This window comes from Mesorhizobium sp. B2-4-6, from assembly GCF_006442775.1.
In the GTDB taxonomy this organism is placed as follows: domain Bacteria; phylum Pseudomonadota; class Alphaproteobacteria; order Rhizobiales; family Rhizobiaceae; genus Mesorhizobium.
Genome location: NZ_VFVI01000002.1, coordinates 481,693 through 506,806 on the forward strand (window position 1 = coordinate 481,693; position 25,114 = coordinate 506,806).

27 protein-coding genes are annotated in these 25,114 nt (G+C 63.6%); 16 read left to right on the forward strand and 11 right to left on the reverse strand.

What is annotated here, in order from left to right; translation table 11 throughout:
* Window positions 1-160: 160 nt before the first annotated feature.
* Entirely contained in the window at window positions 161-718 is a 558-nt protein-coding gene (locus FJ957_RS08235; protein WP_140830353.1) for an alpha/beta hydrolase, read from the forward strand.
* Window positions 719-725: 7 nt separating this feature from the next.
* Here FJ957_RS08235 and FJ957_RS08240 read toward each other — a convergent pair whose 3' ends face one another.
* Together FJ957_RS08240 and FJ957_RS08245 are read right to left on the reverse strand one after the other, a co-directional pair.
* The gene (locus FJ957_RS08240; RefSeq protein ID WP_140830355.1) at window positions 726-1,499 is read right to left on the reverse strand and encodes an HpcH/HpaI aldolase/citrate lyase family protein; all 774 of its coding nucleotides are present in this window, start codon (window positions 1,497-1,499) and stop codon (window positions 726-728) included.
* Window positions 1,500-1,718: 219 nt separating this feature from the next.
* Window positions 1,719-2,039, reverse strand: a complete 321-nt coding sequence (locus FJ957_RS08245) for a DUF1476 domain-containing protein (RefSeq protein ID WP_140830356.1) — start codon at window positions 2,037-2,039, stop codon at window positions 1,719-1,721.
* Between the two features lie 274 nt (window positions 2,040-2,313).
* Here FJ957_RS08245 and purC point away from each other — a divergent pair, with 274 nt between their 5' ends.
* The 5 genes from purC to FJ957_RS08270 all read left to right on the forward strand — a co-directional run bounded on the left by purC (window position 2,314) and on the right by FJ957_RS08270 (window position 5,222).
* Complete coding sequence (gene purC, locus FJ957_RS08250; protein ID WP_040995384.1) at window positions 2,314-3,108, forward strand: phosphoribosylaminoimidazolesuccinocarboxamide synthase; 795 nt, start codon at window positions 2,314-2,316, stop codon at window positions 3,106-3,108.
* Window positions 3,109-3,171: 63 nt separating this feature from the next.
* Window positions 3,172-3,414, forward strand: coding sequence for a phosphoribosylformylglycinamidine synthase subunit PurS (gene purS / locus FJ957_RS08255; protein ID WP_140650819.1), 243 nt, complete (start codon window positions 3,172-3,174; stop codon window positions 3,412-3,414).
* Window positions 3,415-3,416: 2 nt separating this feature from the next.
* Window positions 3,417-4,085 carry a phosphoribosylformylglycinamidine synthase subunit PurQ gene (gene purQ, locus FJ957_RS08260; RefSeq protein WP_140710352.1) on the forward strand — a complete coding sequence of 223 codons (669 nt, stop codon included), beginning with the start codon at window positions 3,417-3,419 and terminating at the stop codon, window positions 4,083-4,085.
* Window positions 4,086-4,141: 56 nt separating this feature from the next.
* The gene (locus tag FJ957_RS08265) at window positions 4,142-4,552 is read left to right on the forward strand and encodes a hypothetical protein (RefSeq protein WP_140830358.1); all 411 of its coding nucleotides are present in this window, start codon (window positions 4,142-4,144) and stop codon (window positions 4,550-4,552) included.
* 7 nt (window positions 4,553-4,559) lie between these two features.
* Entirely contained in the window at window positions 4,560-5,222 is a 663-nt protein-coding gene (locus FJ957_RS08270) for a Pr6Pr family membrane protein (RefSeq protein ID WP_140830360.1), read from the forward strand.
* Window positions 5,223-5,225: 3 nt separating this feature from the next.
* On the opposite strand, the gene FJ957_RS08275 is transcribed toward FJ957_RS08270, so the two are convergent.
* On the reverse strand, window positions 5,226-5,474 hold the full coding sequence (locus FJ957_RS08275; RefSeq protein ID WP_140830872.1) for a DUF1127 domain-containing protein: 249 nt from the start codon (window positions 5,472-5,474) through the stop codon (window positions 5,226-5,228).
* Window positions 5,475-5,565: 91 nt separating this feature from the next.
* Between FJ957_RS08275 and FJ957_RS08280 the strand changes: the two genes are divergently transcribed.
* The 6 genes from FJ957_RS08280 to FJ957_RS08305 all read left to right on the forward strand — a co-directional run bounded on the left by FJ957_RS08280 (window position 5,566) and on the right by FJ957_RS08305 (window position 12,155).
* Window positions 5,566-6,975, forward strand: a complete 1,410-nt coding sequence (locus FJ957_RS08280; RefSeq protein WP_140830362.1) for a PLP-dependent aminotransferase family protein — start codon at window positions 5,566-5,568, stop codon at window positions 6,973-6,975.
* 148 nt (window positions 6,976-7,123) lie between these two features.
* Entirely contained in the window at window positions 7,124-9,355 is a 2,232-nt protein-coding gene (gene purL / locus FJ957_RS08285; protein WP_140830364.1) for a phosphoribosylformylglycinamidine synthase subunit PurL, read from the forward strand.
* A 24-nt stretch (window positions 9,356-9,379) separates the two neighbouring features.
* Window positions 9,380-9,907 carry a hypothetical protein gene (locus tag FJ957_RS08290; RefSeq protein ID WP_140830366.1) on the forward strand — a complete coding sequence of 176 codons (528 nt, stop codon included), beginning with the start codon at window positions 9,380-9,382 and terminating at the stop codon, window positions 9,905-9,907.
* A 101-nt stretch (window positions 9,908-10,008) separates the two neighbouring features.
* Window positions 10,009-10,242 carry a BolA family transcriptional regulator gene (locus tag FJ957_RS08295; RefSeq protein ID WP_140647507.1) on the forward strand — a complete coding sequence of 78 codons (234 nt, stop codon included), beginning with the start codon at window positions 10,009-10,011 and terminating at the stop codon, window positions 10,240-10,242.
* Window positions 10,243-10,393: 151 nt separating this feature from the next.
* On the forward strand, window positions 10,394-10,729 hold the full coding sequence (grxD, locus tag FJ957_RS08300; RefSeq protein ID WP_059185116.1) for a Grx4 family monothiol glutaredoxin: 336 nt from the start codon (window positions 10,394-10,396) through the stop codon (window positions 10,727-10,729).
* Window positions 10,730-10,886: 157 nt separating this feature from the next.
* Window positions 10,887-12,155: a multidrug effflux MFS transporter gene (locus FJ957_RS08305; RefSeq protein ID WP_140677432.1), complete on the forward strand. Its 1,269-nt coding sequence runs from the start codon at window positions 10,887-10,889 to the stop codon at window positions 12,153-12,155.
* A gap of 146 nt (window positions 12,156-12,301) precedes the next feature.
* Here FJ957_RS08305 and FJ957_RS08310 read toward each other — a convergent pair whose 3' ends face one another.
* From FJ957_RS08310 to rpsD, 3 genes are all read right to left on the reverse strand, one after another.
* Window positions 12,302-13,129, reverse strand: a complete 828-nt coding sequence (locus tag FJ957_RS08310) for an inositol monophosphatase family protein (RefSeq protein WP_140830367.1) — start codon at window positions 13,127-13,129, stop codon at window positions 12,302-12,304.
* Window positions 13,130-13,232: 103 nt separating this feature from the next.
* Complete coding sequence (gene ttcA, locus FJ957_RS08315; RefSeq protein ID WP_181180535.1) at window positions 13,233-14,117, reverse strand: tRNA 2-thiocytidine(32) synthetase TtcA; 885 nt, start codon at window positions 14,115-14,117, stop codon at window positions 13,233-13,235.
* 111 nt (window positions 14,118-14,228) lie between these two features.
* Window positions 14,229-14,846 (reverse strand): 30S ribosomal protein S4, encoded by a 618-nt coding sequence (gene rpsD / locus FJ957_RS08320; protein ID WP_140677426.1) that lies wholly within the window; start codon window positions 14,844-14,846, stop codon window positions 14,229-14,231.
* Window positions 14,847-15,216: 370 nt separating this feature from the next.
* On the opposite strand from rpsD, the gene FJ957_RS08325 reads away from it, so the two are divergent.
* On the forward strand, window positions 15,217-15,420 hold the full coding sequence (locus FJ957_RS08325) for a hypothetical protein (protein WP_140830371.1): 204 nt from the start codon (window positions 15,217-15,219) through the stop codon (window positions 15,418-15,420).
* Window positions 15,421-15,483: 63 nt separating this feature from the next.
* Here the strand turns inward: FJ957_RS08325 and FJ957_RS08330 are convergent, their stop codons facing one another.
* Window positions 15,484-15,666 (reverse strand): DUF3008 family protein, encoded by a 183-nt coding sequence (locus tag FJ957_RS08330; protein ID WP_140830373.1) that lies wholly within the window; start codon window positions 15,664-15,666, stop codon window positions 15,484-15,486.
* 143 nt (window positions 15,667-15,809) lie between these two features.
* Here FJ957_RS08330 and FJ957_RS08335 point away from each other — a divergent pair, with 143 nt between their 5' ends.
* Window positions 15,810-17,192, forward strand: coding sequence for an RNB domain-containing ribonuclease (locus FJ957_RS08335; RefSeq protein WP_140830374.1), 1,383 nt, complete (start codon window positions 15,810-15,812; stop codon window positions 17,190-17,192).
* 152 nt (window positions 17,193-17,344) lie between these two features.
* Here FJ957_RS08335 and murI read toward each other — a convergent pair whose 3' ends face one another.
* From murI to FJ957_RS08350, 3 genes are all read right to left on the reverse strand, one after another.
* Window positions 17,345-18,145 carry a glutamate racemase gene (murI, locus tag FJ957_RS08340; protein ID WP_140830376.1) on the reverse strand — a complete coding sequence of 267 codons (801 nt, stop codon included), beginning with the start codon at window positions 18,143-18,145 and terminating at the stop codon, window positions 17,345-17,347.
* 176 nt (window positions 18,146-18,321) lie between these two features.
* A complete protein-coding gene (locus FJ957_RS08345) occupies window positions 18,322-18,861 on the reverse strand; it encodes a hypothetical protein (protein WP_140830378.1) in 540 nt (179 codons plus the stop codon).
* 150 nt (window positions 18,862-19,011) lie between these two features.
* The gene (locus FJ957_RS08350; protein WP_140830379.1) at window positions 19,012-19,860 is read right to left on the reverse strand and encodes an RNA methyltransferase; all 849 of its coding nucleotides are present in this window, start codon (window positions 19,858-19,860) and stop codon (window positions 19,012-19,014) included.
* 208 nt (window positions 19,861-20,068) lie between these two features.
* Between FJ957_RS08350 and FJ957_RS08355 the strand changes: the two genes are divergently transcribed.
* Together FJ957_RS08355 and FJ957_RS08360 are read left to right on the forward strand one after the other, a co-directional pair.
* Window positions 20,069-21,280, forward strand: coding sequence for an NADP-dependent isocitrate dehydrogenase (locus tag FJ957_RS08355; RefSeq protein ID WP_140830381.1), 1,212 nt, complete (start codon window positions 20,069-20,071; stop codon window positions 21,278-21,280).
* An 86-nt stretch (window positions 21,281-21,366) separates the two neighbouring features.
* Window positions 21,367-21,993, forward strand: a complete 627-nt coding sequence (locus FJ957_RS08360; protein ID WP_140830383.1) for a glutathione S-transferase family protein — start codon at window positions 21,367-21,369, stop codon at window positions 21,991-21,993.
* Between the two features lie 248 nt (window positions 21,994-22,241).
* Here FJ957_RS08360 and alaS read toward each other — a convergent pair whose 3' ends face one another.
* Window positions 22,242-24,911 carry an alanine--tRNA ligase gene (gene alaS, locus FJ957_RS08365; protein ID WP_140830385.1) on the reverse strand — a complete coding sequence of 890 codons (2,670 nt, stop codon included), beginning with the start codon at window positions 24,909-24,911 and terminating at the stop codon, window positions 22,242-22,244.
* Window positions 24,912-25,114: the final 203 nt, after the last annotated feature.

Sequence of the window (25,114 nt, forward strand, 5' to 3'; positions counted from 1 at the left end):
AAATGGGATTTGCAGGCCGCCACCTCTTCTTCCCCTCCAAATCGTCGATTGCGATCGTTCACACAAGAGAGCAAGAGTCGAACAAGTTGTTCACAATTGTGATCACGCCGATATAGGCGACAGGGTTGCAGCCGAGAAGACCGCTCGCTACATCGGCGCCATGAAAGTCAAAGACGCAGATATTCTGATCGTGCCGGGCTACACCAATTCCGGTCCTGAGCATTGGCAGACCCGCTGGCAGTCGAAACTGTCGACGGCGCGCCGTGTCGAGCAGGCGGAATGGACCAAGCCCGTGCGCGAGGACTGGACGGCGAGCGTAGCGAACGCCGTCAACGAGGCCGAGCGGCCGGTGGTTCTCGTTGCGCACTCGCTTGGCGTCGCGGCCGCGGTGCAGGCCATCCCGCAGTTCAGGAAGCCGGTCGCCGGCGCCTTCTTCGTCGCGCCGCCGGATGTCTCCAATCCGGAGATCAGGCCGAAACATCTGATGACCTTTGGCCCTTATTCGCGCGATCCGCTGCCCTTTCCGTCCATCGTGATCGCCAGCCGCAACGATCCGTTTTGCGCTTTCGCGGTCGCCGAGGACATTGCCGCCGCCTGGGGATCGCTCTTCATCGACGCCGGCGAAGCCGGCCATCTCAACCACGACGCGGGTTTTGGCCCCTGGCCGGAAGGTTCGATGACGTTCGCCAAGTTTCTGACGGAACTGAAAGAACCCTGATCGGCGTCTAGGAGCCGATCGAATCCCGCATGCTCTTCAGCAGCGTCTTCGCGCCGAGTGAAATCAGCGTGTGGTCCGAGCCCATGGCGAGCAGCCGGAAGCCCATCGAAACGACCCGCCCGGCGATCGCCGGTTCGATGACATAGATCGCGGCATGCTTGCCGACCTTGCGTGTCCGCTCGGCGATCGACGCGACCGTCTCCATCATGCTTTCCAGCGTCGAACTGACGGTGGCGCCGTTCGACCAGGCGATCGAGAAATCCGACGGGCCGACGAAGATGCCGTCGATGCCGGGCGTATCCAGAATACCGTCCAGCGCCTCGAGGGCCGCCCGCGTCTCGACCATGGCGAAAGCCATGGTGCGCTGGTTCGTATCGCGCAGCCATTCGGCATGGTCGCCCTTGCCGTGACGCGGGAAGGCATAGGTCGGCCCCCAGGAACGCTCGCCCAGCGGCGGGTATTTCATCGCGGCGGCGAACTGCCTTGCATCGGCCACGGAGTTCACCATCGGCGCGATCACCGCCTCGGCCCCGAAATCGAGCGCGCGGCTCGCCATGTCGAAGCGCCCGACCGGAATGCGCACCAGCGCCGGCTTGTTGGCGGCCAGCACCGGCACCAGGCCGCGCAGCACGCTGTCCTCGTGATGGCCGCCATGCTGCATGTCGAGGGTGACCGCATCGAAACCCTGCTTGGCGATGATCTCGACCGTCAGCGCATCCGGCACGCCCGACCATGCGGTGAAAAGCGTTTCGTCGGCGGCCAGGCGGGATTTGAGCGACATCGGAACTTTCCTTGTTAACAATCCGCAGTTTCGGCCGGAAACGACGCTAAGGCAAAGAAAAACCGCCCGGTTTGGCCGGGCGGTCGATTGGTCCAGTCAGAGCAATTCCAGGAAAAGTGTGTAACGGTTTTCCGTCCGGAATTGCATAAAAACAAAGAGATAGGGGATGATGCCGAAAAGCGTGAAGCGGTTTTCCGGCGACATCATGCCCATACAGCCTCAGGTGTTCTTGATCTGCTCGATCGCCTGCGCCATCAACTCGTCCATGGTGCGGCGGATCTGATGGTCGGACTGATTGACGCCGGCGGCGTCGAAATCCTTGCGGATCTTGCGGAAGACGTCGTGGTCGCCCGCTTCCTCGATATCGGAGACCACCACTTCCTTGGCATAGGCTTCGGCATCGGCGCCGGACTTGCCGAGTTTCTCCGCGGCCCACAGCCCAAGCGCCTTGTTGCGGCGCGCCGAGGCCTTGAAGCGAAGTTCCTCGTCGAAGGCGAATTTGCGCTCGAAGCCCTCTTCGCGGTCTTTCATGCTGCTCATGACGTCCCTCCGATCAATCCGATTCGCTTGGCGATGAATATGTGTGATGGGCAAGCACAAACCAAAAGGTCGCGAGCCGGTCAATATGCTTCGTCGCATGCTGCGCTGCGGCATTTCGGTTCCGAAAGCGGTTGATTGGCGGGATTTGCCGATTGAGCAAACAGGACGATTGCGATAACACCGGCATTGAACGCCGCCTTCGCCATACTAACTTAGGCAAACGGACAGGAACTGGTCACTTGCCGCCTGCCCGCAGATCCAGAGAAAAAATCAGATGAAAAATCGCCGCCGCATCTACGAAGGCAAGGCCAAGATCCTCTATGAGGGACCTGAGCCGGGGACGCTGATCCAGTTTTTCAAGGACGATGCCACCGCCTTCAACAAGAAGAAGCATGAAGTGGTCGATGGCAAGGGCGTGCTCAACAACCGCATTTCCGAGCACATCTTCAATCACTTGAACCGCATGGGCATCCCGACCCATTTCATCCGCCGGCTCAACATGCGTGAGCAGTTGATCAAGGAAGTCGAGATCATTCCGCTCGAGGTCGTCGTGCGCAACGTCGCCGCCGGCTCGCTGTCCAAGCGCCTCGGCATCGAGGAAGGCACCGTGCTGCCGCGCTCGATCATCGAATTCTACTACAAGGCCGACGCGCTCGACGACCCGATGGTGTCGGAAGAGCACATCACCGCCTTCGGCTGGGCAAGCCCGCAGGAAATCGACGACATCATGGCCTTGGCCATCCGCGTCAACGACTTTCTCTCCGGCCTGTTCCTCGGCGTCGGCATCCAGCTCGTCGACTTCAAGATCGAATGCGGCCGCCTGTTCGAGGGCGACATGATGCGCATCGTCGTCGCCGACGAGATCTCGCCGGATTCCTGCCGGCTGTGGGACGTCGCCACACAGGACAAGCTCGACAAGGACCGTTTCCGCCGCGACATGGGCGGCTTGGTCGAGGCGTACCAGGAAGTTGCCCGCCGTCTCGGCATCATCAACGAGAACGAGCCGCCGCGCCCGACAGGTCCCGTGCTCGTCGCTTCCTCCGAGGCGCCCAAGGGCCTGAAGCACTAAGTAGTGACGGGCCTGCCAGACAATGGCAGGCCTTTTTTGCCAAACGACGATCTCCCAGGAGCATTGATGAAAGCCCGTATCACCGTGACCCTCAAGAACGGCGTCCTCGACCCGCAGGGCAAGGCGATCGAGCACGCGCTCTCCGGGCTGGGCTTCGACGGCGTCGGCCAGGTGCGCCAGGGCAAGGTGTTCGACATCGAGCTCACCGGAGCCGACAAAGCCAAGGCCGAAGCCGACCTCAAGGCCATGTGCGACAAGCTTCTGGCGAACACGGTGATCGAGAACTACGCGGTGGAGATTGCCTGACAATGAAATCAGCCGTCGTCCTCCTGCCTGGCCTCAACCGCGATCGCGACATGATCGCGGCGCTGACCAAGATTTCCGGCCAGGCGCCGGCGACCGTCTGGCAGACAGACACGGAAATCCCCGATGTGGATCTGATCGCCATCCCCGGCGGCTTTTCCTTCGGCGACTATCTGCGCTGCGGCGCGATCGCGGCGCGCATGCCGGTGATGCGGGCGGTCGCCGAAAAAGCCGCCAAGGGCGTGACCGTCGTCGGCGTCTGTAACGGCTTCCAGATCCTGGTCGAGGCGGGATTGCTGCCCGGAGCGCTGATGCGCAACGCCTCGCTGAAGTTCGTTTGCCGCCAGGTGAAGCTTGAGATCGCCAACGCCAACACCATGTTCACGCGCGGCTATCAGCCCGGACAGGTCATCCGCTCGCCGGTGGCGCATCATGACGGCAATTACTTCGCCGACGCCGAGACGCTCGCCCGCCTCGAAGGCGAAGGCCAGGTGGTGTTCCGCTATGCCGAAGGCACCAATCCCAACGGCTCGATCAACGACATCGCCGGCATCGTCAACGACAAGGGCAACGTGCTCGGCCTGATGCCGCATCCCGAGAACCTGATCGAAGCGGCGCATGGCGGCAATGACGGGCGAGCGCTGTTCGAGAGCGCGCTCGGCATCGCGGCTTGATCCTTTAACATCCTATCGGAACAACATCTTATCGGAACGCGGGGGGCGGACTGACCATGGAACCGACGATTGCTCGCCTTGCTCTCTTGGCCGCCGCCGGGATTGCCTTGGCTTCCTGCCAGTCCAGCCCCAAGACAACGCCGGTTCCGTCAGGCAAGAGCGCCTCTCTGCTTGCCATGGAGCAGGTCGCCATCGCCGCGCACAAATGCTGGATCGCCAGCAAGGACCCGGCCTTCAAGGCCTACCAAATGGCGAACGAGCTCAATTCCTACAGCGGCACGCCGCGCTTCCTGCTGGTGCCGGCAAAACATTATGGCGGCAAGCCGCTGCTGGTCGTGCAGGCGCAAGGCAATTCCAGCCGCGTCGACGTGTTCGGGCCGCTGATGAATGAGCCGCTCGGCGCGCGCATCGGCGCCGACATCGCCCGCTGGCAGGCCGGCAATCCGTCCTGCTCGGCTGCCGCGTGAGGTTGCGATGGGCCGGCTCCTGCAGATCGCGGGGCTGGTTGTCGGGCTGATTGCGCTTGTCCTGCAATTCGCCATCACCATGCCGGCATCCATGGCCGCAGGCCGTGGCTTGCTCGGCTCGATCGTCTTCTATTTCAGCTTCTTCACCATCCTGACCAACATCGCGGCGGTGATGGTGCACGCTTCGCTGCTGTCACCCGCCGGCTATGCCTGGTTCCCGGCCTTTGCCGGGCAGCGGATGCGGACCGGCGTGGCGGTGGCCATAACCCTGGTTTTCATCGTCTACGCCACGGTTCTGGCGAGGCTCTGGCAGCCGCAGGGCTTGTTCCTGCTCTGCGACGTCCTTTTGCACTATGTGACGCCGGTGATGTTCGTGCTGTGGTGGCTGGTGGCGGGCGCCGATGGCAGGCGGCAGTGGAGCGACATCGCCTGGTGGATGATCTACCCGGTAGCCTATCTCGCCTACGCGCTGATACGCGCGCCCTTCGCCGGCGAAGTACCTTATCCGTTCCTCGACGTCGCCAAGAACGGCGCGGCCAGCGTCGCCGTCTCGGTCGTGGGCGTCACGGCGTTATTCGTCGGATTGAGCGTGCTTGCCGTGCTAATCGATCACGGCATCGGCCGATTGCGGGGAAAACCCGCAACCGGCATCCAATCGACCCGCCGATAGGCATCACTCCCAGAACGCCCGGATGCCTTCGCGATGGGCGTCGCAGCGCGAGACGCCGATATCCTTGAGCTGCTCGTCCGTCATCTCCAGCAGCGCAAGGCGGCCGCGCCGACGTTCGAGCATGCGGTCAATCTGCCTCGCGATGGAACGGAGCACAACCACGAAGCGACCGACGAAGCCGCGATGGGCCAAGGGCTCGGTCTGCGCGCCACCGGCCGCGCGAGCGTAGCGAATTGTCTCGATTGTATCCATTTCCGTTCTACCTTGTCTCGATTGTACCTTTCCAATCGCCGGCTCGATATGGATTGACTCATCGCGCGATGCAATATAGAAAATTGTCACCATGACAAATTGGCTCCCCGATCTTTCCTCTGGCTCCGGTCCGCTCTATCAGCGTCTTGCTGACAGCATTGAGTCAGATATCGACAAGGGCGTCATCGATGCCGGTGCAAAACTGCCGCCGCAGCGCGACCTCGCCTATGACATCGGCACGACAGTCGGCACCATCGGCAGGGCCTATCAACTGCTGCGCGAGCGGGGTCTGGTGAGCGGCGAGGTTGGCCGCGGCACCTATGTGCTCGGCCAGCGGACGGAGACCCCGAAACCCGATGTCGAGCCAGGCCTGCAAGGCACGCGCCTCATCGACGCGCCGAGCGGCAAGCTGCGTTTCGACAGCACCGCCGCGCCCGATGTCGGCCAGGGCGCGGTGATCGCCGACGTGCTGGCGCGCACGGCGCAGGAGCATCCGCACGACATTTCGAGCTATACGCGGGATTTTCCCGAACGCTGGTACGAGGCTGGCAGCCGCTGGCTGGCGCGCAACGCCTTCCGCCCCTCGCCCGATTCGATCGTGCCGACGCTGGGCACCCACGCCGCGGTCATGGCGGCGATCGCGGCGCTGACCATGCCCGGCGATTACGTCGTCTTCGAGCACCTCACCTATTCGCAAATCGCGCGCAGCGCGGGGCTGATCGGGCGCCGCATCGCGCTGGTTCTGACCGACGACAACGGTATCGACCCGGACGATTTCGAGCGCGTCTGCGCGCAGAAACATCCAAAGGTGATGTTCCTGATGCCGACCGCGAAGAACCCGACGCTGGTGACCCTGTCGGCGAAGCGGCGGCAGGCGATCGCGACGATTGCGCGCGAGTACAATGTCGCGCTGATCGAGGACGATCTTTACGGCGAACTCACCGACGACCCGACGCCGCTGCTGGCCGAATATGCGCCGGAGCGCACCATCGTCGCCGGCGGCCTGTCCAAATCAGTCGCCGCCGGCGTGCGCGGCGGCTGGCTTTCCTGCCCGCCGGCCTATCGCCACCGCATCCGCGTCGCCCACAAGATGATGACCGGCGGCCTGCCTTTCCTGCTGGCCGAGGTCGGCGCAAGGCTGGTGACGTCGGGCCAGGCGGGCGAGATCCGCAAGCGCGGCATCGCCGAAATCCAAGCGCGCCTCGCCATCGTGCGCGACGTGCTGGCGGGGTTCGACATCAAGGCAAGGGACAACGTGCCCTTCGTCTGGCTGACCTTGCCGGACCCGTGGCTGTCCGGCACCTTCAAGAACGCCTGCCTGGCGCAAGGCGTGCTCATCGACGACGAGGACGAGTTCAAGGCCGGCCGCTCCGAGCAGGTCTTTCACGGCGTGCGCTTTGGCGTGTCGCAGCCCCGGCAAAGCAAGGATGTCGCCGGCGGCGTCGCCGTCATCCGCCGCCTGCTCGACGAAGGCCGCGCCGGCTACGACAGTTTTTCCTGATCAAGCCGGCAAGCCCCAGACCCTGGGCATCTCCGCAGAGGCAGTTTTCCGGCGTTTTTCGTCATCCGATGGGGTGTATCGCGCGAAAGCTTGCGATAAGAGGAGACTCAAGGAAGCTCCCCTCTCCCACGGACAAAAATCGCCGCTCATGACTATTTCCAATTCCGTGCCGATCACCCCCGAGCTCGTCGCCGCGCATGGGCTGAAGCCCGACGAATACCAGCGCATCCTCGATCTGGTCGGCCGCGAACCAAGCTTCACCGAACTCGGCATCTTCTCTGCGATGTGGAACGAGCACTGCTCCTACAAATCCTCGAAGAAATGGCTGCGCACCCTGCCGACCAGCGGCCCGCGGGTCATCCAGGGTCCCGGCGAGAATGCCGGCGTGGTCGATATCGGCGACGGCGACTGCGTCGTGTTCAAGATGGAGAGCCACAACCATCCGTCCTACATCGAGCCCTATCAGGGTGCGGCGACCGGCGTCGGCGGCATCCTGCGCGACGTCTTCACCATGGGCGCCAGGCCGGTGGCGGCGATGAACGCGCTGCGCTTCGGCGCGCCGGATCATCCCAAGACCCGGCATCTCGTTGCCGGCGTGGTTTCGGGCGTCGGCGGCTACGGCAATTCCTTCGGCGTGCCGACCGTCGGCGGCGAGGTCAATTTCGATGCCCGCTACAACGGCAACATCCTGGTCAACGCTTTCGCGGCGGGCCTCGCCAAGACCAACGCCATCTTCCTGTCGCAGGCCAAGGGCGTCGGCCTGCCGGTCGTCTATCTCGGCGCCAAGACCGGGCGCGACGGCGTCGGCGGCGCCACCATGGCCTCGGCCGAATTCGACGACAAGATCGAGGAGAAGCGTCCGACCGTGCAGGTCGGCGATCCTTTCACCGAAAAATGCCTGCTGGAAGCCTGCCTTGAGCTGATGGCATCCGGCGCCGTCATCGCCATCCAGGACATGGGCGCCGCCGGCCTGACCTGCTCGGCGGTCGAGATGGGCGCCAAGGGCGACCTCGGCATCGAGCTCGACCTCGACAAGGTGCCGGTGCGCGAGGAGCGCATGAGCGCCTATGAGATGATGCTGTCGGAAAGCCAGGAGCGCATGCTGATGGTGCTGCGCCCCGAGAAGGAGGAAGAAGCCGAGGCGATCTTCCGCAAATGGGGCCTCGACTTCGCCATCGTCGGCAAGACCACCGACGATTTGCGTTTCCGCGTCATCCATCAGGGCGACGAGGTCGCCAACCTGCCGATCAAGGACCTGGGCGACCAGGCACCGGAATATGACCGCCCCTGGGTCGAGCCGAAGAAGCCGGCGCCGCTCGCCGCGAACGATGCGCCGAAGGCCGATGTCGCCGACGCGCTGCTGAAAATGTTGGGTGGGCCGGATCTCTCCTCGCGCCGCTGGGTGTGGGAGCAGTATGACACGCTGATCCAGGGCAATTCGCTGCAGCTTCCCGGTGGCGACGCCGGCGTCGTGCGCGTCGAGGGTCATCCGACCAAGGCGCTGGCCTTCTCCTCAGACGTCACGCCGCGCTACTGCGAGGCCGACCCGTACGAAGGCGGCAAGCAGGCCGTGGCCGAATGCTGGCGCAATCTGACCGCGACCGGCGCCTTGCCGCTTGCGGCCACCGACAACCTCAATTTCGGCAATCCGGAGCGGCCAGAGATCATGGGCCAGTTCGTCGGGGCCATCAAAGGCATCGGCGATGCCTGCCGCGCTCTCGGCTTCCCGATCGTCTCCGGCAATGTCTCGCTCTACAACGAAACCAATGGCCGCGGCATCCTGCCGACGCCGACCATCGGCGGCGTCGGCCTCATCTCCGACTGGTCGAAGATGGCGCGTATCGGCTTTGCCGCCGAAGGCCAGATGATCGTGCTGGTCGGCGCGCCCGCCACCTGGGGCAGCCATCTCGGCCAGTCCGTCTATATGCGCGACATCCACGGTCGAGCCGACGGTCCGCCGCCGCCCGTCGACCTCGATCATGAGAAGCGGGTTGGCGACCATGTGCGCGCGCTGATCGCCTCCGGCATCGTGACATCGGCGCACGACGTCTCCGACGGCGGCCTGGCGATAGCGCTCGCCGAAATGGCGATGGCCTCCGGCATCGGCGCCACCGTTCCGGGGCTCACCGGCACCGATCCGATCCCGGTCTGGTTCGGCGAGGACCAGGGCCGCTACCTGCTGACACTGTCGATCGACTCGCAAAGCGGCGAATGGGACAGGATCCGCGAAGAGCAGGGCATGCTCGGCATCTTCGCGCCCTGGATCGGCACCACCGGCGGTCGCGAATTGAAGCTCGGCGAGGCCCGGCCGATCCCGGTCAGCGAGCTGAAGGCCGCCTATGAGGGCTGGTTCCCGCGCTTCATGGATCAGGCCAGTTGACCGGGCTAGAAGCAATCCTTTTTTATGCGACATGATTTAACCGCCAGGGCGCTGATTGCAGTCGTCTTCTGGCCGTCCCTGTTCTTCTTCTGGTTTCTCGGGCCGTTCGTCCTGTTCCTGTTGTCGACGACCTCGAGCGAGGTCTGCCCGCGGCTGGAAACCCGCGCCGAGTTCCTGGCCGCGGCCAACGGCACGCTGCCGATGCTGATATTGCAGACCCTGATCTACGCCGTTCCAGTCGTCTGCCTGGTGCTCTGGAACAGGCTTTCTCCGAAGCCGGCGCGTGCAAAGCACGTCGTGACCTCTATCAAGCTCTTCGCCGTCGCCGCGTTGATCGGGGCTATTTGGGACTATGGCTCGTCCTTGACCTGCGACGGCTATGGTCAGCCCTTCTTCTCAACCGCATGGCGGATGACGAGCTATCTTCCGATCGTCAGCCTGTTGATCAACCTCCCGCTCTACGTGCTGGTCTTCAGCCTCGGCCGCGCCTATTCGACGCGCGATGACATCACCGAAGACGGCGTGGTTCATTCGAGCCAGGATAACCCATAGGGCCTCATCACCCGACGGAACGGCTTCAATCCGGGCTGGAAAGGCTTTAGGCTCACCCGAGTCACACCATACAGCCCGCCCGCTTGAAACAGGATTTTGCCATGGCAATGGATGCCCACGACATCGAAAAACTGATCAAGGAAGGCATTCCGGACGCAAAGGTGACGATCCGCGACCTGGCTGGCGACGGCGATCATTACGCGGCCGAGGTCGTGGCCGAGAGCTTCCGGGGCAAAAGCCGTGTGCAGCAGCACCAGATGGTCTACAACGCGCTGAAGGGCAATATGGGCGGCCTGCTGCACGCGCTGGCGCTGCAGACCAGTATTCCCGACTGAGCGCCGGCGCCGCTCAGGCTTAGCCCAAAATCGCGATATCCCTTGCGCCATTGGGCCGGCGTCGCGGCTAACGTCTTGTTTCAGCCAACCTATGGGTTTATTTGAAGGACATGTTTCGAGCCTGACTCCCACAGGCGTGAAAGGACCGTCCATGACCGGAATCAACGACTACATCGACAATGAAGTGAAGAGCAACGACGTCGTGCTCTTCATGAAGGGCACGCCCGGCTTCCCGCAATGCGGCTTCTCCGGCCAGGTGGTGCAGATCCTCGATTACATCGGGGCCGACTACAAAGGCGTCAACGTGCTCGACTCGGCCGAACTGCGCCAGGGAATCAAGGACTATTCCAACTGGCCGACCATCCCGCAGCTCTATGTGAAGGGCGAGTTCGTCGGCGGTTGCGACATCGTGCGCGAAATGTTCCAGGCCGGCGAGTTGCAGGACTTCCTGGTCGAAAAGGGCGTCAGCGTCAAAGGCGCCGCCTGATTCAATTTTGCTCGCCGGCGCGGAGGCTAACCCTCGGCCGGCAAGCATCGCTCGGGGCCGCCCCCACCTCGGCAACATAACCCCCGAGTCTCGGGGATGAGACGAACCAGCGCGCCGGCCAGCCGGCGCCTGTTCGTTTGAAAGATCGGACTTTGCCGTGGACAAGCAGGTAGAAGCGTCGCAACGGGCAAGCAGCTTGCCCATTCCGCGCTGGGAATTCATCGCGCTCTGCGCGGCGCTCATGGCGCTCAATTCCTTGGCCATCGACATCATGTTGCCGGCGCTGCAGCAGATCGGCGCCTCGCTCGGCGTCGAGAGCGAGAACCACCGCCAATATGTCATCACCGCCTATATGCTCGGCTTCGGCGGCGGGCAGCTTTTGTTCGGGCCTATTTCGGATCGCTTCGGGCGCCGAGCGCCACTGGTCCTTGGCCTGGTCGTCTATGTCGTGGCTGCGGCCGCCGCCGCCATAGCTCCCAGTTTCACCCTGTTGCTGACCTGGCGTCTCATACAGGGCATCGGCGCGGCCGCGACCCGCGTCATCGCCGTCTCGATCGTGCGTGACACGTTCGAAGGTCGGCGCATGGCCGAGGTGATGTCGCTGATCTTCATGGTGTTCATGGCCATCCCTGTCATCGCGCCCGGCATCGGCCAGTTCGTCATGCTTTTCGCCAGTTGGCACTGGATTTTCGTGACCATGGCTATCGGCGCGTTGATCGTTTCGACCTGGGCTCTGCTGCGCCTGCCGGAGACGCTGCATCCGGAATATCGCCGGCCGCTGACGGTAAGCTCCGTGGTCAGCGGCTTCCGCATCGTGCTCACCAACCGGCTCACGCTTTGCTACGCTTTCGCCAGCACGTTCATTTTCGCCGCCATGTTCGGCTTCATCAGTTCGGCGCAGCAGATCTACATCGACGTCTTTCATGTCGGCGAATTGTTCCCGCTGATCTTTGCCGGCGTCGCCGGCGTGCTTGCCTTTTCCAATTATCTCAATTCTCGGTTGGTCGGGCAGATTGGCATGCGCCGCCTGTCGCAAGGCGCGCTGCTCATCTTCCTGTGCATCAGCCTTGCCTGGCTGGTGGTCTCGCTGGAGATACAGATGCCGCTCTGGCTCTTCGTCACTTTCTTTGCCGGGGCGATGCTGCCATTCGGCGGACTGGGCGCGAATTTCAACGCTTTGGCCATGGAGCCGCTCGGCGAGCTCGCCGGCACGGCGGCATCCATCCTGGGCTTCATGCAGACCTTCCTCGGTGCCCTCATCGGCGCGGCGATCGGCCAGGCCTATAACGGCACGGTCACGCCTCTGGCCGCCGGCTTCTGCAGCGTCTCGGTCGCGGCTTTGCTGATGATCCTGATCGCCGAGCGGGGCAGGATGTTCCAGCCCCACAATCCCCCTGTTTCGGGGCACGTTACCGATCTGCACTAATGCATGTCGCGCAAAAGTGTGCAGCGGTTTTGCAATAACGACATGCATGAAAACAAAGGCCTAAAGCGCGTTGCCTGAATCCGCTTCAACGCGACGCGCTTTAATTGCTATCCGGCCGGCAGATTGCCGGCCGAGCGCAAATTACCCTACTCAGCCCAGAGCTCGCAGCGCAACTCGTCCCAGCTTTGCTTGTCCGGCGCGACCAGCAGGCCGCCGTCGACATGCGACGGCAGGTAGGCGCTGCCGTCGACGCGCGCGACATGGCCGCCGGCTTCCTGGTGGATCAGCGCGCCGGCGAGATGATCCCAGGGCATCAGCTTGTTGTAGAGCACGAAATGGGCGTGACCGCTGGCAAGCAGCCGATATTCATGCGCCGCGCAGCGATAGGCGAATTGCGACAGCGTCTTGGTCTGGTTGCGGGCAAGCCGCGAGCGCTCAGGCTCTTCGAGAAACTGCCAGGAAACGGCGCCGGTCATCTGCGCCATGGGCACCGGTGCCGCGACGCGGACCTTCTCCAGCGCGCCGTGCGCGTGGCGGATATGGCTGCCCGCGCCCTTGGCGCCGATCAGCCAGTCCTTGCCGACCGGATCATGGATGATGCCGGCGACAGTCTCGCCGTTGACGACGACGCCGGCCATGACGCCGAACAGCGGCACGCCGGAAGCGAAGTTGAAGGTGCCGTCGACCGGATCGATGACGAAGGCCAGCGTGGCATCGCCAAGGCCAGATAGCAGCGCCGGGTTGTCGGAGCAGGCTTCCTCGCCAACCACCATGGCGTCGGGATAGCGTTCGCGCAGCCGGGCGGTGATCAGCCTCTCGGCATTGACGTCCGCCTCGGTCACGAGGTCGGCGGCGGACGTCTTCTGGCGCACGTCGCCCTCGCCCAGCCGGCGGAAGCGCGGCATGATTTCAGTCCTGGCGGCGTCGGCAAGAAGCTCGGCCAGCCAGTCGATCGAATGGTCGTCAAATTTCATCGGAAATGTCTCGTCCTGGGTTCGCGTCTAGAGCGTGATGCCGAAAAGTGTGAAGCGGTTTTCGGACGACATCATGCTCTACTTCTTTGAGTTAGAGCCGGATTCAGATTTCAGGTCGAACAGACCTGAAATCATCTGGCTCTAGCCCCGCGAAGTCGAACAGCTTCCTGTCCAGGAGATGCGAAGGCCTTACATTGGTCATGGCGCGGATCATCGTGTCCTTGCGGCCCGGCATGCGCCTCTCGATGTCGTCGAGCATCGCCTTCATGGCGTTGCGCTGCAGCCCTTCCTGGCTGCCGCACAGATCGCACGGGATGATCGGGAATTTCATGGCGTTGGCGAATTTTTCGAGATCGGCCTCTGCGCTATATGCGAGCGGCCGTAACACCATGACATCACCCTCGTCATTGAGAAGCTTGGGCGGCATGGCGGCGAGACGGCCGCCATGGAACAGGTTCATGAAAAAGGTCTCGAGAATGTCCTCGCGGTGGTGGCCAAGCACCAGCGCCGAGCACCCCTCCTCGCGCGCGATGCGGTAGAGATGGCCGCGCCGCAGCCGCGAGCAGAGCGAGCAATAGGTGCTGCCCTCCGGCAGCTTGTCGGTCACCACCGAATAGGTGTCCTGGTATTCGATGCGGTGCTCTATGCCGTTGGCGTTGAGATAATCGGGCAGGACGTGCTTCGGGAAATTCGGCTGGCCCTGGTCGAGATTGCAGGCGAGCAGTTCGACCGGCAGCAGGCCGCGCCATTTGAGATCGAGCAGCAGCGCGAGCAGTCCATAGGAATCCTTGCCGCCCGAAAGCGCCACCAGCCAGCGCTCGCCGGGCTTCACCATGGCGAAATCCTCGATCGCCTGGCGCGTCAGCCTCAACAGCCGCTTGCGCAGCTTGTTGAATTCGACCGAGGACGGCACGTCGGCAAACAACGGATGGAAGCCGCCGTCGGTCTCGTCGGCGATCGGCTCGAGCGTTTTGACATCTGGCAGCATATTCATGGCGCCGGCCCTGCGTTCCGTTGGCGCCCGGCTTAGCGGACATAGCGGACAAAGAAAAGGCCGCCTCGAGAGGCGGCCTTGGATGCTGCGGCTGATTGATGTCGATCAGCGGGAGTAGAATTCGACGACCAGGTTCGGTTCCATCTGCACGGCGAACGGAACGTCCGACAGGCCGGGAACGCGAGCAAAGGTCGCGGTCATCTTGTTGTGGTCGGCTTCGATGTAGTCCGGCACGTCGCGCTCGGCGAGACCAACCGATTCCAGCACGATCACGAGCTGCTTCGACTTCTCACGCACCTCGATGAGGTCGCCCGGCTTGCAGCGATACGAACCGATGTTGGTGCGCTTGCCGTTGACGTTGACATGGCCGTGGTTGACGAACTGACGGGCGGCGAAAATGGTCGGCACGAACTTGGCGCGGTAGACGACCGCGTCGAGACGCGACTCGAGCAGGCCGATCAGGTTCTCGGAGGTGTCGCCCTTGCGGCGGTTGGCCTCTTCATAGACCTTGCGGAACTGCTTTTCCGAAACATCGCCATAGTGACCCTTGAGCTTCTGCTTGGCGCGCAGCTGCAGGCCGAAGTCGGAAAGCTTGCCCTTGCGGCGCTGGCCGTGCTGGCCGGGGCCGTATTCACGCTTGTTGACCGGGGACTTCGGGCGGCCCCAGATGTTTTCGCCGAGACGGCGGTCGATCTTGTATTTCGCGGATTCGCGCTTGCTCATCGCATTCCCTTTCAAAACAATATACCCGGAACCCCATGGCTCCGGGCGAAGGAAACGCGCCCTCCTCTGGCCTCCGTTTTCGAGACCTGACAGGGTTTTCCACGCAAAGCGACGGAAAACCCACGGGACACGTCAAAAGAAACCACCGGGCGTCGCCACCCGGTGTTGGTGGGCCTGTTAAACACAGATTTAACCGCTGTCAAGCTTGTGGCTGGCGGCACCGACGGCAACCCGATATCATCTTAGCGTTGCATGCGGCGCTGGGTGTGGCGGAAAGTTGCACGCCCGCGGCATCAAGCGGATGCGGCGTCTTCGGACGCAAACGCCCTGCACATGATGAATTGACTGAAGCAGAGGAGTCCGAATTCCCATGAAGAAGTTCTTCCTTACACTGACCGGAGCCGCTGTGTTGGCCGGATCGATGGCGGTCATGACGCCGGAACCGGCCATGGCCAGGTATTGGCATGGCCACACGCAGGTGTGCCGCGTCGTTGTGAAGAAAAAAGTGGTCTGGCGCCACGGCCATCGCCATGTCGTGCGCTACAAGACGCGGCATTGCTGGTGGCGCCGCTAGCTGATGTTGCGGCAAAGGGGTTAACGGAGGCCCGCAGCCGACGCCGCCGGCCTTTCATTCGATCTAAGACTTCTTGCCGGGCAGACTCTTGCGCTTGGTCTCGGCGAACTCCTCGAGCTGCTTCTCGCTCATCGATTCATACATCTCGCGCGACGCGCCTTTGAGTTCGCTCTTTTTCGTCTCGCCGCGCTTGGCGGAAAGCGCTGCGCCGGCGGCCTTTTGCTGGGCTTGCGATTTGGCGGGCATGGCGGGTTCTCCTTTGCTGCGGGAGAAACGCCGCGGTTCGACAGCAGTTCCGGCCTGGCGGCTAAGTCCTTCGCAAGCTTGCGGCATCGGCGATCTTCAGCGACAGCCTTCCCGCGCCCGGAGCGCCAGTGTAGGACGGCTGCATGAAATCGCTGACCGATCCCTCACAGGCGCTCTCCACCGGCCTCGCCAAAATCCGCACCGAGTTCCACGTGCCGGATGGATTTCCGCCGGAGGTAGCGGCCGCGGCGGAAGCGGCAGCCAGGCGTGTGCCCGACCAGCATGCCGATCGCACCGCGGTGCCCTTCGTAACACTCGATCCGGCAAGTTCCACCGATCTCGACCAAGCGTTCTCGATCGAGGCCAGCGGCGGCGATCTTCTCTTGCATTATGCTATTGCCGACGTTGCCTGGTTCGTCGAGGACGGCGACGCGATTGATATCGAAGCCTGGAACCGGGGCGAAACGCTCTATTTGCCGGACGGCAAGGCCGGGTTGTACCCGTCGGTGCTCGCGGAGGCTGCGGCGAGCCTGCTGCCCGATGGACCGCGCCCTGCGGTTATCTTCACGGTCCGGGTTGCCGGCGACGGCGCGGTGAAATTGGACGGCGCGGAACGGGCCATTATCCAAAGCCGCGCCAAGCTCGCCTATGACAGCGTGCAGCCCTCGGACGTTCCAGCCGGCTTCGCGGAACTGGCGCGGCGCATGGCGGCAAACGAAGAGCGGCGCGGCGCCTCGCGCGTCGATCCGCCCGAGCAGGAGGTGGAAAAGCTCGCCGACAGCACGTTCCGGCTTTCGTTCAGGCCGCTGCTGCAATCCGAGCAGGACAATGCAGCACTTTCGCTGGCCGCCAATATGGCGATTGCCGACGCCATGCTGGCGCACAAGACCGGGTTGTTCCGGGTGATGTCGGGGCCGGATGTTTCCAAAGTGCAAAGACTGCGCAACGCGGCGCAGGCGCTTGGGCTCTCCTGGCCCGCCTCCACCAGCCTGCGCGACTATCAGCGCACGCTCGATCCGGCCGATCCGAAACAGGCCGCGCTGATGCTGGAAATCCGCCGCGCAGGCAACGGTGCGTCCTACCAGCCCTATCACGAGGGCGTCGTCCCCTGGCACGAGGCGATGGCCGCGACCTACGCGCATGCCACCGCGCCGCTCAGGCGGCTGGCCGACCGCTATGTCGTGCGCTGCGCGCTGGCGATCGCCAACGGCCAGCCCGTGCCGCAGTCCGTCACCGACGCGTTCGCCAGATTGCCGAAGGTGATGGGGCGAGCGGATGCCCGCGCTTCGCAGATCAACCATGCCGCCATCGACCTTGCCGAGGCGGTCATGCTCGAGGGACGCGAGGGCGAGGCGTTCAAGGCCGTCGTCACCGACTTCGTCGATCACGGCTTGCGCGTGCAGCTTGCCGACATGCCCGTCGTCGCCAACGTGAAGGCTTCCGGGCTCAGGCAGGGCGACGGCCTGACGCTAAAGCTGGTTTCGGCCGACCCGGATCAGCGCAGCATCGTCTTCGAGCCTGTTTAGCGGCTGGGTGAAGGCGCGTTGAGATTCAGGTCAGGCCGAGTCGAAAATGGCGGGTTCCGAGAACCGGAGCGGAGCGTACTTAAAGTACGTGAGCACCGGAAGCGTAGGAAACCGGCATTTGCAGGCCGGCATCACCTGAATATCGACACGCCTTAGCGCGCGGTCAGTCCAAAGCCCTGGATGAGCCGCCTGGTAGCAAAGTCCACCTTGCCGGAAGTGAAGACGGCGAGATCGGGCTCGCTATCGCCCGATGTCTCTCCGACCGGTTCGATGAGCGACATGGCGCGCCGCGCGATCGCCTCGGCCGGATCGATCCAGTCGACCGGCCAGGGCGCGGTCTTGCGCATGCGGTTGACGAGAAACGGATAATGCGTGCAGGCGAGCACGACGATGTCGGTGCGGTTGCCGTCGCGCTCGATGAAGCAGGGCGCGATTTCGGCGCGCACGGCCTCCTCGTCGACGAAACCTTGGCGCATGTAAATCTCGGCGAGCCCGGCCAGCCGGTCGCTGCCGACCAGGCGCACATGGCATTTCTGCGCCCATTTGCTGATCAGGTCGCGCGTGTATTGGCGCTTCACCGTGCCCGGCGTCGCCAGCACCGATACCAGGCCGGAGCGGGTGCGTTCCGCGGCCGGCTTGATCGCCGGCACGGTGCCCACGAACGGATGGCCGGGGAATGTCTCGCGCAGCGCATCGATCACCAGGGTCGAGGCGGTGTTGCAGGCAATCACCGAAATCGCCGGCTGAAGCCGATCGAGCAACTTGCCGAACAGCGTAAGTATGTGACCCTTGAGCGCCGGTTCCTCCCATGCGCCATAAGGAAAAGCCGCGTCGTCGGCGACATAGACGAAGCGGCGATCGGGCATGAGCACGCGCGCCTCGCGCAGCACCGTCAGCCCGCCAACGCCGGAATCGAACATCAGGATCGGGCGCTGGCTTGATCGATCGCTCATTGTCATCCGGCCGTGAGAAGCATCCGATCCGCGATTGGATCGACCGCGCTTCTATCGCGAATGATCATGGTCTTGAAGAGGCGAATGCGAGCAGCTTTTTCACAGTCGCCAGAGAATGATGCCGAAAAGTGTGCAACGGTTTTCGAACGACATCATGCTCTATCTCTAAGAATAACTCATATCCCGCGCTTGCCGAAGCCGGCGGGGCGCGGCCTGCCGAAGGGCTGAGGCGCGGGCGGGACGCGCGCAGCGGAAGCGGCGCCGCGTGGGGCGGCCGGCACGCTGGCTGTTGCGGTTCGTCCGGCACGCGCCGGTGCCGGCAGCGGACCGTCGAAGTCGAAAACATCGGTCAATTCATCGATATTGCTGCCCGCGACCGGCTTCGCCCACAGAATCGTGCACCAGAGGCCGAATATCGAAAGTGCAAGCAGATTCAGCCCGCCGGGAATGCTTTCGGGATCATCGAATTTGACGACCAGCAGCACGCCTGCCTGCAAAAGCGCGTACACGGCGGAAAGGGCGATGTAGGCCCACAGGATCCATCGGCGCCCGTTGGCGTCGCGGGTGCGGCGCGAGGCGATATTGCCGCGCAGCGCGACAAAGACGAGCGAGGCGACGAGGACGGCGCCCGCCATGCCCTGCCGCGCCGGGCCGGGCCCCGAATTGATCAGCCCTTCGAAACCGATCGTGCTGACAATGCAGACAACGATCACCACAGTTTCGGCGACGGCAAGACCGAGAGAGTAAAGGAAAAAGCGCAGCCGACCAATATTGGACGTAAACATGTGCCACCCCCACTATTGCAGCAAGGATGAGGTACAACCGAATAAAAATCGGTTACTTCAAACGCTCACAGCTTATCGATCTTAACTTTCTTCGTCTTTGACGCGACCGCGCGCGCTGGCCGGCAATCGTCTTGGATCATCCCCGGGCGAGCCGTCGCCGCGCGGCATGGCCGGCGAGAACCGGTCGAGCGAGGAGATGATGCCGCGCAGAACCTTGAGCTCGGGTTCGGCGAACCCCGCGCGCGTCAACACGGCGCGCAGATTGTCGACCATCTTCGGCTTCTTTTCTTCCGGGCGGAAGTAGCCCCGCGCTTCCAGCGCGTTCTCCAGATAGGCGAACAGGCTGTGCAGCTGCTCCTTGGTCGCCGGCACCAGCTCCGGTCCGGAGAAGTTGGTCTGGGTCTCGTCGGCGAGGCCGGACTTCATCCACTCATAGGACATCAGCAGCACCGCCTGGGCGATGTTGAGCGAGGAAAAGCCGGGATCGACCGGGAAGGTGACGATCTCGTCGGCGAGCCCGACCTCGTCATTATAGAGGCCGAAGCGCTCGCGGCCGAACAAGATGCCGGTACGCTCGCCCACCTCGACACGTGCTCTCAGCGCCCTGCCCGCTTCCACGGGACCGCGCACCGGCTTGAAGCCGTCGCGCTCGCGCGCCGTCGTGGCGAAGACGAAATTCAGGTCGGCGACCGCCGAGGCCAGATCGTCGAAAACCCTGGTGGCGTCGATGACGTGGTCGGCCCGGCTGGCGGCCGCGCGCGCCTTCTCGCTCGGCCAGCCGTCACGCGGGTTGACCAGCCTGAGCTCGGATAGGCCGAAATTCGCCATTGCGCGGGCGACCATGCCGATATTCTCGCCGAGCTGCGGCTCGACCAGGATGATGGCGGGTCCGGCGGAAGCGGTCTTGGCTGTATTTTCGGTGGTTGGCATGGCTATGGGTAACCGGAGTTTGCGGCGTTTGGGCGTCCCCTGCCACATCCGGCCCGGAAAATGAAGCATTCACAACAGCGGCACCCGTCCGCTCCGGCGCGGATCGCGGTTTGCGCGCTGAAAAAGCCTTTGATATACGCTCCGCATCCCCGGCCGAAACCATGCGGGCAAGGCCGTTCAGATCCCCGAGCAACGAGGCATTCTTTCCATGGCGAAGATCAAGGTGGCGAACCCGGTCGTCGAACTCGACGGCGACGAGATGACCCGCATCATCTGGCAGTTCATCAAGGACAAGCTGATCCACCCCTATCTCGACCTGAAGCTTGAATATTACGACCTCGGCATCGAGAACCGCGACGCCACCAACGACCAGGTGACGATCGACTCGGCCAACGCCATCAAGAAATACGGCGTCGGCGTGAAATGCGCAACGATCACTCCCGACGAGGCGCGCGTCGAGGAATTCAAGCTGAAGAAGATGTGGAAGTCGCCCAACGGCACCATCCGCAACATCCTCGGGGGCACCATCTTCCGCGAGCCGATCATCATGAAGAACGTGCCGCGCCTGGTGCCGGGCTGGACCAAGCCGATCGTCGTCGGCCGTCATGCCTTCGGCGACCAGTACCGCGCCACCGACTTCCGCTTCCCCGGCAAGGGCAAGCTCTCGATCAAGTTCGTCGGCGAGGACGGCCAGGTGATCGAGCATGACGTCTATGACGCGCCGGGCGCCGGCGTGGCCATGGCGATGTACAATCTCGACGAGTCGATCCGCGAGTTCGCCCGAGCCTCGCTGAACTATGGCCTGCTGCGCAACTTTCCGGTGTATCTGTCGACCAAGAACACCATCCTCAAGGCCTATGACGGCCGCTTCAAGGACATCTTCCAGGAGGTCTACGAGAAGGAGTTCGAGGCCGAATTCAAGGCGCGGAAACTCTGGTACGAGCACCGCCTGATCGACGACATGGTCGCCTCCAGCCTGAAATGGTCGGGCGGCTATGTCTGGGCCTGCAAGAACTATGACGGCGACGTGCAATCCGACACCGTGGCGCAAGGCTTCGGCTCGCTCGGCCTGATGACCTCCGTGCTGATGACGCCGGACGGCAAGACGGTGGAAGCGGAAGCCGCGCACGGCACCGTGACGCGCCACTACCGCCAGCACCAGAAGGGCGAGGAAACCTCGACCAATTCGATCGCCTCGATCTTCGCATGGACGCGCGGCCTTGCCCACCGCGCCAAGCTCGACGACAACGCCGGGCTGAAGCGCTTCGCCGAGACGCTGGAAAAGGTCTGCATCCAGACCGTCGAGTCGGGCTTCATGACCAAGGACCTGTCGCTGCTGATCGGCCCCGACCAGCCCTGGCTCTCGACCACCGGCTTCCTCGACAAGATCGACGAGAATTTGCAGAAGGCGATGGGGTGAGGAGCGGTGCGCGAAGCGCATGAAAGGCCCCGAAATGGGCTTTTCAAGCGACGAACGCCCGTAGCCATAGCGGAGGGCCGGGCCGAATGACAAAACCGACCCTCTACGGCGCCGACTACAGCGTCTATGTGCGCATCGCGCGGATGGCGCTGGAGGAGAAGGGCATCGGCTACGAGCTGGTGCCGATCGACATCTTTGCCGCCGAAGGCATTCCGGCCTGGTATCTGGAGCATCATCCGTTCGGTCGCATCCCGGCCTTCGAGCATGACGGCTTCCGTCTGTTCGAGACGGGTGCGATCGCGCACTATGTCGACGAAACCTTCGAGGGTCCGATGTTGCAGCCGACCGACGCGCGCGGCCGCGCCAGGATGGGTCAGATCATCGGCATGCTCGACGCCTATGGTTATCGCGCCATGGTCTGGGACGTTGCCGTTGAGCGGCTGGAGAAGGCGGAGCCGGATGAGAACGTGATTGCCTGCGGCCTGCGCCAGGCCGAGACGGTGCTCAAGGTGTTGACCTCGCTGAAGGCAGACGGACCGTGGCTGCTTGGCGACCAGCTGACGCTGGCCGACCTGCATGCGGCGCCGATCATCGCTTATTTCGTCAAGGTTGCGGAAGGACGCGAGCTGCTGGCGCGGTTTGCAGATATCCAGGATTGGTATGGGCGGGTCACCGAGCGGAAGAGCTTTGCGCGCACGGAAAAGACCGCATAATTAGAGCAAGCCTTTCAGCGTCGGCGCTGCCCCTCATTGCCCTGCCGGGCATTTCTCCCCGTAAACGGGGAGAAAGAGGCTGGGCGTGGCGCCGCGCCATCTCTCCAACGCTGGCGATTGGCGAAAGCCGCGTTGACAGCGCCCTTCTCCCCGTTCAACGGGGAGAAGATGGCGGCAGCCAGATGAGGGGCAGCGCAGCCCTCGGAGAGTTGGGAGCCGGCCTGAGCTACAGCCGATCGCCCCGACCGTCACGCCGCTTCCAGCGCCGCCTTCACCGCCGCAATGGCATCATTGGCCTTCGACGCATCGGGGCCGCCGGCCTGCGCCATATCGGGGCGGCCGCCGCCGCCCTGCCCGCCGAGCGCGGCGGAGGCGACGCGCACGAGATCGACGGCGCTGAAGCGGCCGGTGAGATCGTCGGTGACGCCGACGACCACGCTTGCCTTGTTGTCCTCGCCCGCGCCGACAAAGACGACGACGCCGGAGCCGAGCGTCTTCTTGCCGGCATCCGCCAGCGGCTTCAGGTCCTTCGGCGCCACGCCGGTGACCGCCTTGCCGAGGAAGCCCACGCCTGCGACGGTCTCGTTCGCGGCCGGAGCATCGGCAACGGCCGAGCCGCCGCCCAGCGCCAGTTTCTTGCGCGCCTCGGAAAGCTCCTTTTCGAGCTTTTTGCGTTCTTCGAGTAACGCCTCGACGCGCAACGGCACGTCGGCCGGCGAGATCTTCAAGGTCGCCGCCGCGGCTTTCAGCCGTCTGTCCTGTTCGTCCAGATGCCTGCGCGCCGCCTCGCCGGTCAGCGCCTCGATGCGGCGCACGCCTGCCGCCACCGCGCTGTCCGACAGGATGCGCACCAGGCCGATATCGCCGGTCGACCTCACATGCGTGCCGCCGCAAAGCTCGACGGAATAGGGCCGATTGGCCTTGGCGCCATGCAGGCCGGTGCCCATCGACACGACGCGCACCTCATCGCCGTATTTCTCGCCGAACAGCGCCATGGCGCCCTCGGCGATCGCATCGTCGACCGACATCAACCGCGTCGTCACCGGACTGTTCTGCACGACGATCTCGTTGGCCATGCGCTCGACCTCCTCGAGCTCATCGGCCGAGATCGGCTTGTTGTGCGAGATGTCGAAGCGCAGCCGGTCGGGCGCCACCAGCGAGCCCTTCTGCGCGACATGGGTGCCTAGCACCTCGCGCAGCGCCTCGTGGATGAGATGCGTCGCGGAGTGGTTGGCGCGCAGCCTCGAGCGGCGGGCATGATCGACCTTCAGCTCGACGGCATCACCCGTCTTGACCGTGCCTTTAGCCACCTTGCCGAGATGCACGAACAAACCATCGGCCTTCTTCTGCGTGTCCGAGACCTCGATTGAAAAACCCTCCCCGGAAATCACACCGGTGTCACCCATCTGGCCGCCGGATTCGCCGTAGAACGGCGTCTGGTTGACGACCAAGGCGACCGCATCGCCCTGGCTCGCGCTGTCGATGGTCTTGCCGTCCTTGACCAGGGCCTGGACGATGCCTTCCGCTTGCTCGGTCTCATAGCCGAGGAATTCGGTCGCGCCGGTCTTTTCGCGCACCGAGAACCATACCGTCTCGGTCGCGGCCTCGCCCGAGCCCGTCCAATGCGCGCGCGCCTCGGCCTTCTGCCGCTCCATCGCGTCGGTGAAGCCGGCGATATCGACCGAGATGCTGCGCTGGCGCAGCGCATCCTGCGTCAGGTCCAGCGGGAAGCCATAAGTGTCGTAGAGCTTGAAGGCCGTCTCGCCATCCAGCATGTCGCCGGCATGCAGCGTCTCGGTGGCGTCCGAAAGCAGTCCGAGGCCGCGCACCAGCGTCTTGCGGAAGCGCGTTTCCTCGAGCTTCAAGGTTTCGGTGATCAGCGCCTCGCCGCGCACGAGCTCGGGATAGGCCTGGCCCATCTCGCGCACCAGCGCCGGCACCAGCTGCCACATCAGCGGCTCCTTGGCGCCAAGCAGCTGCGCATGGCGCATGGCACGGCGCATGATGCGGCGCAGCACATAGCCGCGTCCCTCATTCGACGGCAGCACGCCATCTGCCACCAGGAACGAGGACGAGCGCAGATGATCCGCGATGACGCGGTACGATCCCACGTTCTCCTGGTTCGGCCCCTGGCCTAGCGCCGAGGACGCCGCGTCGATCAAATGCCTGAACAGGTCGGTCTCGAAGACGCTTTCGACGCCCTGCAGGATGGAGGCCATGCGCTCCAGGCCCATGCCGGTGTCGATCGAGGGACGCGGCAGGTCGATGCGCTCTTCCTTCGTCACCTGCTCATACTGCATGAACACCAGATTCCAGAATTCCAGGAACCGGTCGCCGTCCTCTTCCGGGCTGCCGGGCGGGCCGCCCCAGATATGCTCGCCGCGATCGATGAAGATTTCCGAGCACGGACCGCACGGGCCGGTGTCGCCCATCGCCCAGAAATTGTCCGAGGTCGGGATGCGGATGATGCGGTCGTCGGAGAAGCCGGCGATCTTCTTCCAGTAACCGGCCGCCTCGTCGTCGGTGTGATAGACGGTGACGAGCAGCTTGTCCTTCTTCAGGCCGAAACCCTTGGTGATCAGGTTCCAGGCAAGCTCGATTGCGCGCTCCTTGAAATAGTCGCCGAACGAGAAATTGCCGAGCATCTCGAAGAAGGTGAGATGGCGCGCGGTGTAGCCGACATTGTCGAGGTCGTTGTGCTTGCCGCCGGCACGCACGCTCTTCTGCGCGGTGGACGCTCGCGAATAGGGACGCTTCTCCAGGCCGGTGAAGACGTTCTTGAACTGCACCATGCCGGCGTTGGTGAACATCAGCGTCGGATCGTTGCGCGGCACCAGCGGGCTGGAGGCGACGATCTCGTGGCCCTCCTTGCGGAAGTAGTCGAGAAATGTCGACCGGATGTCGTTCACGCCACTCATTGCGTACTGCCTTTTCGCGAGAACCGCCGGCGTTGCCGGCGGCAAATGGGCTTTGGTGCTTAGAAGATAGATTGGCCTTTTAGCCGTAGCTCTTGAGCCTGTCCAGAAACACGGAGTTAGGTCAATCCGCCGGCGAGCGACGGCCCGGCGCGGCCCGCAAAATGCAAAACCGCCGGCGCGAAGGCCGGCGGTTCGGGTACGCA

What these genes read in the sequence shown, in the direction of transcription:
- FJ957_RS08235 (WP_140830353.1), top strand. Translation starts at nt 161, where the DNA reads ATGAAAGTCAAAGACGCAGATATTCTGATCGTGCCGGGCTACACCAAT.
- FJ957_RS08240 (WP_140830355.1), bottom strand. Translation starts at nt 1,499, where the DNA reads ATGTCGCTCAAATCCCGCCTGGCCGCCGACGAAACGCTTTTCACCGCA.
- FJ957_RS08245 (WP_140830356.1), bottom strand. Translation starts at nt 2,039, where the DNA reads ATGAGCAGCATGAAAGACCGCGAAGAGGGCTTCGAGCGCAAATTCGCC.
- purC (WP_040995384.1), top strand. Translation starts at nt 2,314, where the DNA reads ATGAAAAATCGCCGCCGCATCTACGAAGGCAAGGCCAAGATCCTCTAT.
- purQ (WP_140710352.1), top strand. Translation starts at nt 3,417, where the DNA reads ATGAAATCAGCCGTCGTCCTCCTGCCTGGCCTCAACCGCGATCGCGAC.
- FJ957_RS08265 (WP_140830358.1), top strand. Translation starts at nt 4,142, where the DNA reads ATGGAACCGACGATTGCTCGCCTTGCTCTCTTGGCCGCCGCCGGGATT.
- FJ957_RS08270 (WP_140830360.1), top strand. Translation starts at nt 4,560, where the DNA reads ATGGGCCGGCTCCTGCAGATCGCGGGGCTGGTTGTCGGGCTGATTGCG.
- FJ957_RS08275 (WP_140830872.1), bottom strand. Translation starts at nt 5,474, where the DNA reads ATGGATACAATCGAGACAATTCGCTACGCTCGCGCGGCCGGTGGCGCG.
- FJ957_RS08280 (WP_140830362.1), top strand. Translation starts at nt 5,566, where the DNA reads ATGACAAATTGGCTCCCCGATCTTTCCTCTGGCTCCGGTCCGCTCTAT.
- purL (WP_140830364.1), top strand. Translation starts at nt 7,124, where the DNA reads ATGACTATTTCCAATTCCGTGCCGATCACCCCCGAGCTCGTCGCCGCG.
- FJ957_RS08290 (WP_140830366.1), top strand. Translation starts at nt 9,380, where the DNA reads ATGCGACATGATTTAACCGCCAGGGCGCTGATTGCAGTCGTCTTCTGG.
- FJ957_RS08295 (WP_140647507.1), top strand. Translation starts at nt 10,009, where the DNA reads ATGGCAATGGATGCCCACGACATCGAAAAACTGATCAAGGAAGGCATT.
- grxD (WP_059185116.1), top strand. Translation starts at nt 10,394, where the DNA reads ATGACCGGAATCAACGACTACATCGACAATGAAGTGAAGAGCAACGAC.
- FJ957_RS08310 (WP_140830367.1), bottom strand. Translation starts at nt 13,129, where the DNA reads ATGAAATTTGACGACCATTCGATCGACTGGCTGGCCGAGCTTCTTGCC.
- ttcA (WP_181180535.1), bottom strand. Translation starts at nt 14,117, where the DNA reads ATGCTGCCAGATGTCAAAACGCTCGAGCCGATCGCCGACGAGACCGAC.
- rpsD (WP_140677426.1), bottom strand. Translation starts at nt 14,846, where the DNA reads ATGAGCAAGCGCGAATCCGCGAAATACAAGATCGACCGCCGTCTCGGC.
- FJ957_RS08325 (WP_140830371.1), top strand. Translation starts at nt 15,217, where the DNA reads ATGAAGAAGTTCTTCCTTACACTGACCGGAGCCGCTGTGTTGGCCGGA.
- FJ957_RS08330 (WP_140830373.1), bottom strand. Translation starts at nt 15,666, where the DNA reads ATGCCCGCCAAATCGCAAGCCCAGCAAAAGGCCGCCGGCGCAGCGCTT.
- FJ957_RS08335 (WP_140830374.1), top strand. Translation starts at nt 15,810, where the DNA reads ATGAAATCGCTGACCGATCCCTCACAGGCGCTCTCCACCGGCCTCGCC.
- murI (WP_140830376.1), bottom strand. Translation starts at nt 18,145, where the DNA reads ATGAGCGATCGATCAAGCCAGCGCCCGATCCTGATGTTCGATTCCGGC.
- FJ957_RS08350 (WP_140830379.1), bottom strand. Translation starts at nt 19,860, where the DNA reads ATGCCAACCACCGAAAATACAGCCAAGACCGCTTCCGCCGGACCCGCC.
- FJ957_RS08355 (WP_140830381.1), top strand. Translation starts at nt 20,069, where the DNA reads ATGGCGAAGATCAAGGTGGCGAACCCGGTCGTCGAACTCGACGGCGAC.
- FJ957_RS08360 (WP_140830383.1), top strand. Translation starts at nt 21,367, where the DNA reads ATGACAAAACCGACCCTCTACGGCGCCGACTACAGCGTCTATGTGCGC.
- alaS (WP_140830385.1), bottom strand. Translation starts at nt 24,911, where the DNA reads ATGAGTGGCGTGAACGACATCCGGTCGACATTTCTCGACTACTTCCGC.